This window comes from Aeromonas popoffii (assembly GCF_000820025.1).
Classification (GTDB): Bacteria; Pseudomonadota; Gammaproteobacteria; order Enterobacterales; family Aeromonadaceae; genus Aeromonas; species Aeromonas popoffii.
The window spans coordinates 45589-57430 of record NZ_CDBI01000103.1; the positions used below are offsets into that span (position 1 = coordinate 45589).

Genomic DNA, 11842 nt, shown 5'->3' on the forward strand with positions numbered 1-11842 from the left:
GTGGCCGAGGCCACCCTGTTGCAGGTCGAGACGCGTTTACTGGTGTGCTTCGGCGAACAGCTTCATCGCCTCGGCGTGCTTGGTCATGCCCTCGGCACGCAGTGTCAGGTTCTTCACAAACTCGGCCTTTTTGATCGGGTCTTCGATCTTGTCGAAGCGTTGCTGCAGGTTGGCCTGGATCTGCTCCGGAGTCATGTTCTGCATACGGGCCATCTTGTCATGGCGGCTACCGTGGTGCTTGCCGCCCATCATGCCGCCGGGGCAGTCGGTCATTGCGCCAGCCTGGGTGGTGGCAACGGTTTCGCTGGCGGCATAGGCGCCGAGCGGCAGGCCAAGGATCAGGGTGGCGGTCAGCAGGGTTTTGGTCAGGGTTTTCATGGTCTATCTCCTCGCGGATTGAGTTCGGGTTCGGCTTGCTCGCCTTGACCCTCAGTAAACACCCGACTGGTGTCTGAACTTTGCCAGTTGAAGCCTATTTTGTAGCAGAGTGTGACACTGTGCGGCGGTGTGACAGGTTGGCTTGTGCCATGCCGATCTGGGCCAATCCGGCCAGTGCGATCAGGGTCAGGTTGTTTTCATCATCATAGTTTCCTGGGTATGGATCGCCGAAGGATGCCGCCATTGTGTGTTATGGTGCCATGTGTGGCCCTAACCGGGCATGGCATCATGGGGAAGCTAAGGGTGTCTCGCCGGTCGGTTAGAGGCCGGCTTCATCGTCATCCGGGGGAAGCTTGCGTCAGGCTGGCGGTCTGTGCGGTGTGGCCGCTGGCAGCGGCATCAGTGTGGTGAGGGTGAGCATGGCCTGTCTCCTGCAATGAACGAGTATGGACGAGTCCGGTATGTCCCCAGTAAATCCTCGTCTTGTGTCTCAATTTTACCGAGTGGCCGCATTTTTGTAGCAGAGTGTGGCATCTTGCTGATCCGGCACACTTTGACACAAACCGTCCGGCAGATTTTCGTATACTCGTGCCAGCTCTAACAGGAGAGGCCCTCATGAACCAAAACAGCACCCACATTCTGGTCGTCGACGATCACAGCGAGATCCGCGATCTGCTGAAACGCTTTCTGGAGCAGCATGGCCTGCGGGTCAGCTGTGCCCGGGATGGCAAGGAGATGAAGCGGCTGCTGGAGGAGCGGGAGTTCGATCTGCTGGTGCTGGATCTGATGATGCCGGGGGAAGATGGCCTGACCCTGTGCCGCGAGCTGAGGGCCAAATCCAGCCTGCCCATCATCATGCTCACTGCCATGGGGGAGGAGACCGACCGTATCATAGGGCTGGAGATGGGGGCCGATGACTATCTCGCCAAGCCGTTCAATCCGCGCGAGCTGCTGGCGCGCATCAAGGCGGTGATGCGCCGCTCCCAGGTCGAGCCGCAACCCGCCGCCGAGACCCTGACCCGGGATCTGCGTTTCGCTCGCTGGCTGCTCGACATCAATCGCCGCGAACTGGTGGATGAGGATGGTGTGGGGCTGAGTCTCTCCACTGCCGAATTCGACCTGCTGCGGGTGTTTCTGGAGCGCCCCCAGCGGGTGCTGAGCCGGGATCAACTGCTGGATCTGGCCCGGGGCCGCGAGGCGGTAGCGTTCGATCGCGCCATCGACACCCTGGTGAGCCGGTTGCGGCGCAAGTTGGAACGGGATCCCAAGAACCCTCAACTTATCAAGACCATCTGGGGCGGCGGTTATCTGTTCGCCGCCGATGTGACCCAGGTGTAACGCCGTGGTCATGATCAAGCGACTCTGCTCCCGACTGTGGCCCAAGGGGCTGACCGGCCAGATCATCCTGGTGGCGCTGGCGGGGCTGATCCTGATCCAGCTGCTCAGTATCCAGATCTACCGCACGGATCGGGAGGAGGCGCTTGGCTTCGTCAACAGCCGCAACGCCATGCAGCGGATTATTGCGGTGGTGCGGCTGCTCTCCCTCTCTCCACCGTCACTCTATGACGAAATTCTCAAGGCGAGCCGCAGTGAAACCCTGCTGCTGCGCCTCTCCGACGAACCGCTGCAACCGGACAATCGCAGCCCCCGCTTCGAGCAGCTGGTACGTTCGCGCCTCAATTATCCTGCTGGCCTCGCCGTCGAGATCAGCGCCGAGCTGAAAGAGGATACCCAGCGAAGCAAGGCGTGGGAGCACCATGCCCGCATGATGAAGGACCGCAAGGGGCCGCCACCGCCACGGGATATGCGGCTCTATGGTTCCATCGAGCTGCCTCAGGGGGGCTGGTTACAGTTCAGCTCGCTGGTCGACAAGGAGGTGGGCAGCTGGTCGTGGCAGACCACGCTTAACCTGATGCTGGTCGCCAGCCTGGTGATCGGGCTGATGGTGCTGCTGTTTCGCCGCGCCACTCGCCCGCTCAAGCAACTGGCAGGCAATGCCGAGCGACTGGGACGTGGGGAAGACATAGAGCCGCTGCGAGAGGTGGGGCCGACCGAGATCCGCGAGTCGATTCAGGCTTTCAACCGCATGCATACCCGGCTAGATCGCTTCGTGCAGGACAGAACCCGAATGCTGGCGGCCATCTCTCACGACCTGCGCACCCCTATCACCAGCCTGCGGCTGCGCACCGAGTTTCTGGCCGATGGCGAGGACAAGGAGCGTATCCAGCAGACTCTGCAGCAGATGGAGCAGATGCTGGCCGCCACCCTCAGCTTTGCCCGGGAGGAAGGTCAGCAGGAGGCGACCCGCGAGCTGGATCTGGTCAGCCTGCTGGTCAGCCTGTGCGATGACTATGCCGACACCGGCCAGCCGGTCACCTGTCTGGCGGAGGGCAAAGAGGTTTACGCCTGCCGGACCAATACCCTGCGCCGGGTACTGCAGAACCTGATCGGCAACGCCATCAAATATGCCGGCAGTGCCGAGGTATCGCTGGAGCGTACCAAAGAAGAGCTGTTGATCCGGGTTTGTGACAACGGACCGGGGATAGATCCGGCGCGGCTGGAGGATGTCTTCAAACCCTTCGTACGGCTCGATGAGGCCCGCAATACCGAATCCGGCAGCGTGGGGCTGGGGCTCTCCATCGCCCGCACCCTGGTGCACCAGCACGGTGGCGAGCTGACCCTGCACAACCGCGCGCAGGGTGGGCTGGAGGCCAGGATCAGCCTGCCGCTGTGAGCCTGATGAGATCTGTGTGGGGAGGACGCCGACGAGGCGCCCTTCTCATGTTTATTTTGCCGTTATCTGACTGACATCACGCCAATTTCATACTCGGTCATGCTTGTTCTTCCAGCTTGAAGATGGCGATAATAAATGGCCGTGTAGACGGCTAATGGGAAGGTTGGTACAGGAATGGTGGTCTCTTCTGGTTTTGGATGGCGGGTGTGCAGTGGATGCTTCCTCCTGCTCTGTTTGCTGTGGTTGCCCGCCAGGGCTTCGCCAGCCCCCAAACCTTTGATCGTGACCAACTCCAAGGCCTGGCAGCCCTTCTCCTACCTCAATGAGGAGGGGCAGCCGGATGGCCTGCTGATCGATCTCTGGCGCGAGTATGGCCGTGTCACCGGTCGCCCGGTCGAGTTCAAACTGGTGGACTGGCAGACCTCGCTGGACCTGATGCGTACCGGCAAGGCCGATGTCCACGGCGGCCTGCTCTGGTCGCCGGAGCGCAATCTGCTCTATGACTATGGTCAGGGGCTCTCCCGTCTCGATGCCCAGCTGTTCTTTGCCAACGCCCTGCGCGGCTCGGATGTGAACGACTACCTGCTGCACGAGAGTGTGGGGGTGGTGGCAGGGGGGTATGAGGAGTACTACGCCCGCAAGCACTTCCCCACCACGCACCTGCAAACCTTCACGGACAACGATGCCATGATGCGTGCCGCCTTCAGTGGCAAGTTGGGTGCCTTCATCGCCGATCTGCAAGTGGCGAACTTCTATATCTACACCTCGGCGGATCCCAGCCGCTTTATCCCGATGCGTCACCTCTACAGCGACGAGATCCGCTTTGCGGTCGCCAAGGGCAATCAGGCTCTGTTGCAGGAGCTGGAGAAGGGGTTTTCCCGCCTGGGTGCGGCGGATAGGGAGCGGATCATCCACAAGTGGATGCATATCGAGACCGTCTATCCACGTCACCTCTGGCCCTGGTTACTGGCGCTGGGGGGCATGGTGCTGCTGGTCTACATAGTGCAGCTGCGACGGGCGGTGGCGAGCCGCACCGCCGAGTTGATCCAGGCGAATGCGCGGCTTGAGCGCCTTGCCGGCACCGACGCCATGACGGGGATCCGGAATCGGCGCGCCTTTCTACCCGAGTTTGAACAGCGGCTGGCCTGTGGGCAGGCTTCGGCCTTGCTGCTGTTCGACATAGATCGCTTCAAGAGGATCAACGATCACTTCGGTCACGGGGTGGGTGACGAGGTGATCTCGGCTCTGGTCGAACGGGTGCGGCTGGTGTTGCCAGCCGGGGCGCTGTTTGCCCGTATCGGGGGGGAGGAGTTCTGCATCTGCCTGCCAATGGCGGATATGGCGGCGCTGCAGGAGTGGGCCAGCCGGATCGGCCGGGCAGTGAGTCTGCGCAAGTTGCAGACCAGTGCCGGGGAGCTGGGGTTTTCTATCAGTACTGGGGCCGTTTGGGTGCCGGATGGCATCAGAGCCGATGGCAGACAACTGTTGTTGCAGGCAGACAGGTTGATGTATGGCGCCAAGTCGCTGGGGCGCAATACCTGGCAGGTGGCGTGTTATGCCGAGGAAGAGGATTAGGCAGCAGAAGCGTAGGCCGCCGCCCCGGGGGGGCGGCGGCTCGTCATCAGAAGTTGTAGGTCATCCCCAGGTTGTAGCGACGACCATCCAGCACTGTGCCGAAGCTGGTGTAATCCACCGTCTTGTCGAACAGGTTGTAGATGCCGGCTGTCACATTCAGGTGCTTGTTGGCCTTGTAGACCAGACCCGTGTCGAAGAAGGTGTAAGAAGGTGTGCCTTCTGCCATCTTGACCCGGCTCAGGTAATCAGAGGTCTTGCTGCGGAAGTTGACCCGTGACCAGAGGCTGACCGCTTCTGTGGTCTGCCAGTCGACCGTGGTGTTGAACATGTGGCGCGGCATCTGGTTCAGTGCCTTGCCTGCCAGCGGGCCGCTCTTTTGCTCGGACTGGAGGAAGGTGTAGCTGGAGCCGACCGACCAATCCTCGCTGATGGTCCAATCCATCATCCCCTCGACCCCGCGCATGTTCGCCTTGTCGATGTTGACGCGGTCACTGATGAAGTCATAGCTGTGACCATTGAGGGTACAGGCCGGATCGCTCTTGCTGGTACAACGACGCACTTCGGAGATCTTGTTCTTGAAGTCGGTATTGAACAGGGTAACCCCGGTGTTAAAGCCCTGATGGCCATTCCACAGCAGGCCGATCTCTTTACTCACGCTGGTTTCAGGTTTGAGATCCGGGTTGCCGACCAGCATGCCATCCAGGCTGCCACCGCCGGTGGCCTGACCCCAGTTGGCCGCAGACATCCGCAAGTCCGGCGACCGATAACCGGTCGAGACGCCCCCTTTCAGGGTCCAGCTCTGGTCCAGATGCCAGACACCGTAGAGACGTGGACTCCAGTGAGATCCGTAGTTCTGATCCCGATCCATGCGGGCACCACCCGTCAGGGCAAAGCTGTCGGTCAGCGACCACTCATCCTCGACAAACATCGCCCAGCTCCAGCGGGTCAACTGCTCAGCAGGATTGGCCACTTTCAGGGTATTGCCCTGATCGTGCAGATCCTCATAGCGATACTGGCCACCGACACTCAGATAGTGATCCCCCAGCATAAATTGGGTGTGGGTATCGGCGATGGTGTTGGTGAGCTCCATCTTGCGACCGGGGTTGGTATTGGTCTCCTGCTGCAGATAGCTGCTGGACGAGCCGAAATCATACTGGCCATCATGGGTCAGCGCGAAGTTGGTCCGCTCATAACGATTGAGATTGTCTTTTGCCTTGGCATCCAGCGAATTGCCTGCCGTGCGATCCCGATCCTGCAGGCTGCGGCTGGCCTCCAGATCGAAGCGGTTATGGTCGTCGGGCTTGAAGCTGAGCACCGCCGTGCCACTGCGGGTCTCCTGCTCGGCAAAGCCCTGGGGAAATTGGTCTTCGCCACGATGAGCCAGTTGGCCATTGACGCGCAGCCCCAACACGCCATCTATCAGCGAACCTGCGGTATAGGCGTTGGTCTGGAAGCTGTTACCGGCATCCTTGTTCTCCTGGAAGGTCGAATCAGCGTGAACAGCACCCTGCCAGTCCAGACTGGTGGTCTTGCGGGTAATCACGTTAATCACGCCGCCCATGGCATCCGATCCATAACGGGATGACATGGGGCCGCGTACAACCTCAATCCGTTCGATGGCCTGCAACGGAGGCAACCAACCCTGCTCGATGCCCGGCCCATCGCTATTGGGACGAGTGCCACGGCTGTCGACCCGCTTGCCATCCACCAGCATCAGTGTGTATTTGGAGCCCATGCCACGAATGCTGATGTCGCTGCTGCTGCCACCCCCGGTGATCACCACGCCCGGTATGTCTTTCAGGGCATCGGTCACGTCGCGATAGGCGCGTTTTTCCAATTGCTCGCGAGTCACCACCGAGATGGAGGCTGCGGTATCCTCGATCTTCTGCTGGAAGCCGGAGGCGGTCACGACCATGACCTCCTGTTCGATGGCATAGGCGTGAGGGGTGAGGGCGGCGAGAACGAACGTGGTCAGCTTGTTGCGGTGCATTTTTATCATGTTGGCCTGAACTCTTTGAGTAAGAAGATGCATTCATCCTTTGTGTCAATCTATGGGGTGGTTTCACCGCATCCTGCGTGAAATCGGGCTCGGGCAGGTTCAGTAGGACAATCCTCCCGTTTGCCGGCAGGCATTGTAATGATCACGAGATTATATGCAAATGATAATCAATATCATTACAGTTGTGTGGTCATGCTATCGCCAACCAGGAGATACAGAAGGAGAGAACGGAAGAAAAAGGGGTGAGGCGGAATGGCGAAGGAGAGGTAAAAAGAGTCTGGGGGAGGGGAAATGCTGAATCTCAGGCAACAAAAAACCCGCCTAGGCGGGTTTTTTTAATTCTTGCAGAAGGTCTTCTCAGCAGGCGTTAGCGAGCGTGAAGGCTTTCTTGCTTGAATTACAGACCAACTACGTTGGCAGCAGCCGGGCCTTTCTGGCCTTGCTCGATGGTGAACTCAACGCGCTGACCTTCGTCCAGGGTTTTGAAGCTGGTGGACTGGATAGCGGAGAAGTGTACGAACACATCTTTGCTGCCGTCAGCCGGGGAGATGAAGCCAAAACCTTTCTCAGCGTTGAAGAACTTAACGGTACCAGTCATTTTGTTAGACATAATAATTTCCTTGAATAGTATTTGAAGTGCCAAAATGGCAATCTATGATTTTTCGTCAGCAATACGTATGGGGAGCACTAAAGAAGGAGAATTATTTAATAAGAACTATCCTTAGATAACTCTTATGCTAATCACTGCTTTACTAAAATGACTGCCTAACATAATCAGGTCTGAACTACCGAACCATCGAGAGAGATTAAAACACGCTCTCTTTTTTAAAGCAAACTTTATCTCAATATTAATTTTCGGTTAGCCAAGTGCTACCTACTCATATTGCCATGTGAACCATCGGGTATGTGGGGCGGGGTTGGGCGTATCTCCTTGCCGGGACAGGTGTTTGGCCTGTCTCAGTCACGTGTTCTTGGTGAACATGATGAGCGTTTGCCGGTCGGGCTTGTACAGATGGTGCCCTCATCAAGTAGAGAGAGCCATAACGATCAACGCCCGCCCACACAGCGCTGTGTGGGCGGGCGTTCATCAAGAGTGAGCGAACTCAGCGCTTGCTGCGGAACTTGTTGCTGACGGAGTCGATCCAGCTGAAGGTTTCTGGCAGCACCTGATTTCTGGCCCGCTCTTTGGCCTTTTCCCGAGCCAGTTTGGAGGCCACCTTGGCTGCCTCTGCACGATCTGCCACGATTTTAAGCCGGCCTTCCTCACGGATCCTGTTACGTTCTGCGTTGGTCAGCTGATGGTCAGCATTGGCCTGGGCTTTTTGGAGCAACAGGGTTATCTCGGCCTTTTCGGCCTCGGTGAGGTCTTTCATTTCCAACTTTTTCACGGCGCGCTCCTGGCGGCTGGGGGATGGGATACCCTAACACATTTTCGTCGACTATTTCTTACGCAATGTGCTCCACGGCCATAAAAGTGCGGGTTCCACGCTTTTTTTCGTTATTTATCTGCCTGTTCACTACAGATTTATCGCATTTTCCGGGTTGCATGGCACGTCTCTCAACCGTGGCCGTTCGGTTCGACATGGATCAGCACTATGGCATGGGGCAGGTGGTGCATGATGCCCTGCTCTATCTGATCACAGATGGCATGGGAGAGCTCTATGCTCATCTCCTTGGGCAGGGTCAGGTGGAAATCGATATGACGACGGCGTCCGGCCTGACGGCTACGCAGGGCGTGAAAGCCACCATGCTCGGGGCAGCACTGCTCGATCACCTGAGTGGTGATGGCTAGCTCCTCCTCGCTCATGCTGTGATCCAGCAGGGGCTGAAAGGCCTGATTGAGCATGGCGATGGCTTCCCGGAGAATGAATATTGCCACGCAGATGGCCACTATGGGGTCGAGCAAATAGAGGTTGTAGCCCAGCCCGTCGGCGATCCAGATACCGAGCAGGCCGCCTGCGACCCCGAGAGAGGTCAGTACGTCTGCCTTGAGGTGCAAGGCATCGGCGGCCAGCGCGATGGACTCTTCCTCTTTCGCCACCCGGTAGATATAGGTGGAAACACCGCTGTTGACCAGCGCCGAGATCAGCATGACCAGCACGCCAAAGCCCACACTTTCGACCGGTGTGGGTGTGATCAACTTGCCGATGGCTTCGAAGATGATCCAGCCCGCAGCCAGCAGGATTAACAGGGCTTCTATGACGCCGGAGACGTTTTCGATCTTGTCATGACCATAGGGGTGGCGTTGATCGGGTGGAATATCCGACCGACGTACCGCAAACAGCGCGATGAGCGATGCAACCAGGTCCATTGCTGAGTGGATGGCTTCGGAAATAATACTGACGGAGCCACTCAAGGCCCCGGCAAATATCTTCATGATAATCAAGGTGATATTGGAGAAAACTGAGACCAAGGCCGCTCTGCTTTTTCTGGTCATGGGATATCCTATTTTTATATAATATTTTCACAAATAGGGTTGGATAATATCAGCTTGAAAATTAAACGGCTGCGGCAGGTTGTAACGTTTTGTTTCTGGCGAGAGTGAGAATGCTTATCTAAATTATCTCTCCTCATTTAATTAATAGTTTTCTTCTGATTTTGGTTTTTTATTTCAGTTGGTGATTAAATAAATCGAAAGGGGCCGAATTTTATAAGGAATATCCAGATTTTCCGGCCGTTCATACCCTTGCTCGTCACGCCTTGAGATCGCCCGCTCCTGGCCCAGAATGAAGCCTGACGGATGAGGGTGGATTCTTGCACAAGATTGAGGGTATGCTGGAGTGAGTGCGATCAACAGGTCGTCACTGAAAGCGTACTGAAGTCTACGATTCGGATGGCATGCTGGAACCTGGGTTCCAACTGTCTGGGTAACATTTTTGGAGTTTGATGATGAGTAACAAAGAACATCACAACGGCAAAGATGCCAAGAAAAAGCCGCAGTTGTCACTGAAAGAGAAACGCGAAGCCAAACGTCAGAAAGCAGATCTGAAAAACGGCAGCGCGATCAAGTAACGCTCCTCCACGCTGTCGTTCCTCCGGAGCCAGTATCAAGCCAGCCTGTCACAGGCTGGCTTTTATGTTTCTGGCTTAAGGCGTGGCGCCATAGGTATCGACGATCTTCTGATACCGGCCATCAGCCCGCATGGCGTTCAGCTGGCGATCAAACCAGCGCTGGTGTACCGCCAGGCGAAAGGTAAAGTGATACTGGGTAGGGGCAAACCGATCATATTGCCTGACCCGGTCGGGGGCATAGATATCGGCGCCATATTTGCTGTCGGCCAATTGCACCAGATAGTGGTAAAACACCCGCTGTTCTCTTTCTCTATGGCGAGCCTGTGTCAATAACAGGCAAAAAAAAGCCCTGAATCAACAGGGCCTTCTGGGAATGCGTTGCCGATCAAAAAGGTTGCATATACCAAGCCCATGTAAATAAAATAAATTTTCTTTGTAAATCAATGGTTTATTGGATTATTTTGCAAGCTTAACATTCCTTTGTGTAAACAAACATTCAATTACTGGGGAGTTGTTTACACAATTCCTGTCTCTAACAATCAGTGTTGTATACTGACATGCACAGGGACTGCCTAACATCATCTGTCATCCATTTTTTGGCTGCCAAGCGTAGCGAGGCAGGGCAAGTACACTACGAGTACACTAAAAGGCGCCTGTGAAGGTGCAATTAGCAGTGCTGTAATTGGTACCCAAACCATCAGGCCCCGACTATGAGCAATCAGATTCTCTCCGCGACTGCGGCCAGCATCACCGAACTGAAACGCAACCCGATGGGCACACTCAAGAAGGGCAATGGTTCTGCCGTTGCCATCCTCGACCGCAACGAACCAGCCTTCTACTGTGTGCCCCCCGAACTCTTTGCCTGCTATGTCGAGCTGGTCGAAGACGCCGAGCTTAACCGGATAGTTGAGGAACGCATGGCCTCACTCGACAGGGTCAACGTCTCGCTGGATGACCTATGACGACAATTGCACATTTTCACAACTTGTTTACAAATGTCTTAGCTAAAGTGTAGAGGGGGTGTAATGAGAGGCAAAGATTTAACATTTAGCCGTTATGACGCAGCGGTTTATCTGCGAAATGAGCAAGACATAAAAGCTTATCTGGAAGCTGTATTAGAGGATGGTGATCCTTCGATGATTGGTGTTGCTCTCGGCAATATCGCCCGTTCTCGGAGCGTTAGCCAACTTGCGATGGATGCCAAAATGAGCAGAGATAGCATCCTTGACGTTTTGTCAGGTCAAGGGAGCCCAAATTTCGCCACAATAGCAAAACTGGCAAATGTAATGGGATTTCGGATAGAGCTAATGCAAAACTCAGTTAGTCGGCCTGTGGAACGATAACTTTTAGCTACTCCAGCACTTTTGTGCCATGTCCTCTATAAGACGGTGTCTAACTGATATGTAGTCAGGATTTATGGCACAATACCATGTTCGATCCGACCAATGAGCTCGACCACCGCCTGAACTCCCATCGGCGTCGCTAAGACATCGGTAGGCTTCTCACCCCCCAGCCCTTTTGCCGAACAATGTAACCATGACATCGCCATAGCAAGGTCACCATCGTGTAGCGAAATTGCCGCATCAAGGGCTTGTATAACACCGTATACCCTAGTTCCTTGCACAAGAGTTAGAGGGGTTCCATGCCTCAGCTTGCGGTTTACGGTACTCTGACTAATCCCGGTTAGATGGCAAATCGTTTTCATATCAGACCTGACTGACTCAATGAGTCTAACGAGAATGCCTGGTGCGATACCTGCCACAATCCACGAGTGAATGCCCAATGGGTCGCTCGGAATTCCTAGGGATAGAGTAAGGCTATGGGCCGTTGAGCGTGGGTTGTTAGATCGTGCCGAGAAAGTCATGATGGTTGTGCTCCAACTATCCAGAGATAGCTTTAAAAATAACCATAAAAAGATCTTGCGGGAAGGCTATGGAGGGGCATTAGGGCCGGATGATGCGCAGAACTTTAGGTGCTTTCCATACACCTCCATCTACTTCCAAGTAATTTTCTTTAAAAACAATAGTTTAAACTTTAGGCCTTTCCCATACTGCCTTTCCCACAACTTTAGCTATTTCCCACAGTGGCCTTCCCATAGATCCGTTGTTCTTCTTGGCTACGCACTACAATAGCCTTTTCCTACG

At 55.7% G+C, this 11842-nt stretch carries 13 protein-coding genes; 6 read left to right on the top strand and 7 right to left on the bottom strand.

What is annotated here, in order from left to right:
* Window positions 1-36: 36 nt before the first annotated feature.
* The gene (locus tag BN1129_RS21285) at window positions 37-378 is read right to left on the bottom strand and encodes a hypothetical protein (RefSeq protein WP_042039286.1); all 342 of its coding nucleotides are present in this window, start codon (window positions 376-378) and stop codon (window positions 37-39) included.
* Between the two features lie 615 nt (window positions 379-993).
* Here BN1129_RS21285 and BN1129_RS21290 point away from each other — a divergent pair.
* The 3 genes from BN1129_RS21290 (at window position 994) to BN1129_RS21300 (ending at window position 4687) form a co-directional block, all read left to right on the top strand.
* Window positions 994-1716, top strand: coding sequence for a response regulator (locus BN1129_RS21290; RefSeq protein WP_042039288.1), 723 nt, complete (start codon window positions 994-996; stop codon window positions 1714-1716).
* Window positions 1717-1726: 10 nt separating this feature from the next.
* Entirely contained in the window at window positions 1727-3112 is a 1386-nt protein-coding gene (locus BN1129_RS21295) for an ATP-binding protein (protein ID WP_042039314.1), read from the top strand.
* Window positions 3113-3286: 174 nt separating this feature from the next.
* Window positions 3287-4687: a diguanylate cyclase domain-containing protein gene (locus BN1129_RS21300; protein ID WP_042039291.1), complete on the top strand. Its 1401-nt coding sequence runs from the start codon at window positions 3287-3289 to the stop codon at window positions 4685-4687.
* Between the two features lie 46 nt (window positions 4688-4733).
* On the opposite strand, the gene BN1129_RS21305 is transcribed toward BN1129_RS21300, so the two are convergent.
* The 4 genes from BN1129_RS21305 to BN1129_RS21320 all read right to left on the bottom strand — a co-directional run bounded on the left by BN1129_RS21305 (window position 4734) and on the right by BN1129_RS21320 (window position 9123).
* Window positions 4734-6677 carry a ligand-gated channel protein gene (locus tag BN1129_RS21305; RefSeq protein WP_157013515.1) on the bottom strand — a complete coding sequence of 648 codons (1944 nt, stop codon included), beginning with the start codon at window positions 6675-6677 and terminating at the stop codon, window positions 4734-4736.
* 406 nt (window positions 6678-7083) lie between these two features.
* A complete protein-coding gene (cspE, locus tag BN1129_RS21310; protein ID WP_005316548.1) occupies window positions 7084-7296 on the bottom strand; it encodes a transcription antiterminator/RNA stability regulator CspE in 213 nt (70 codons plus the stop codon).
* Between the two features lie 493 nt (window positions 7297-7789).
* Window positions 7790-8074 carry a YjbD family protein gene (locus tag BN1129_RS21315; protein WP_011899186.1) on the bottom strand — a complete coding sequence of 95 codons (285 nt, stop codon included), beginning with the start codon at window positions 8072-8074 and terminating at the stop codon, window positions 7790-7792.
* Window positions 8075-8244: 170 nt separating this feature from the next.
* Complete coding sequence (locus tag BN1129_RS21320; protein ID WP_042039295.1) at window positions 8245-9123, bottom strand: cation diffusion facilitator family transporter; 879 nt, start codon at window positions 9121-9123, stop codon at window positions 8245-8247.
* 452 nt (window positions 9124-9575) lie between these two features.
* On the opposite strand from BN1129_RS21320, the gene BN1129_RS24420 reads away from it, so the two are divergent.
* The gene (locus BN1129_RS24420; RefSeq protein WP_098981751.1) at window positions 9576-9698 is read left to right on the top strand and encodes a hypothetical protein; all 123 of its coding nucleotides are present in this window, start codon (window positions 9576-9578) and stop codon (window positions 9696-9698) included.
* Window positions 9699-9773: 75 nt separating this feature from the next.
* On the opposite strand, the gene BN1129_RS21325 is transcribed toward BN1129_RS24420, so the two are convergent.
* Window positions 9774-9992, bottom strand: coding sequence for a hypothetical protein (locus BN1129_RS21325; protein ID WP_042039296.1), 219 nt, complete (start codon window positions 9990-9992; stop codon window positions 9774-9776).
* A 416-nt stretch (window positions 9993-10408) separates the two neighbouring features.
* Here BN1129_RS21325 and BN1129_RS21330 point away from each other — a divergent pair, with 416 nt between their 5' ends.
* Together BN1129_RS21330 and BN1129_RS22940 are read left to right on the top strand one after the other, a co-directional pair.
* Window positions 10409-10660 carry a plasmid stabilization protein gene (locus BN1129_RS21330; protein WP_042039297.1) on the top strand — a complete coding sequence of 84 codons (252 nt, stop codon included), beginning with the start codon at window positions 10409-10411 and terminating at the stop codon, window positions 10658-10660.
* A gap of 63 nt (window positions 10661-10723) precedes the next feature.
* Window positions 10724-11041, top strand: a complete 318-nt coding sequence (locus tag BN1129_RS22940) for an addiction module antidote protein (protein ID WP_084204727.1) — start codon at window positions 10724-10726, stop codon at window positions 11039-11041.
* Window positions 11042-11112: 71 nt separating this feature from the next.
* On the opposite strand, the gene BN1129_RS22945 is transcribed toward BN1129_RS22940, so the two are convergent.
* Entirely contained in the window at window positions 11113-11562 is a 450-nt protein-coding gene (locus BN1129_RS22945) for an antitoxin Xre/MbcA/ParS toxin-binding domain-containing protein (protein ID WP_084204728.1), read from the bottom strand.
* Window positions 11563-11842: the final 280 nt, after the last annotated feature.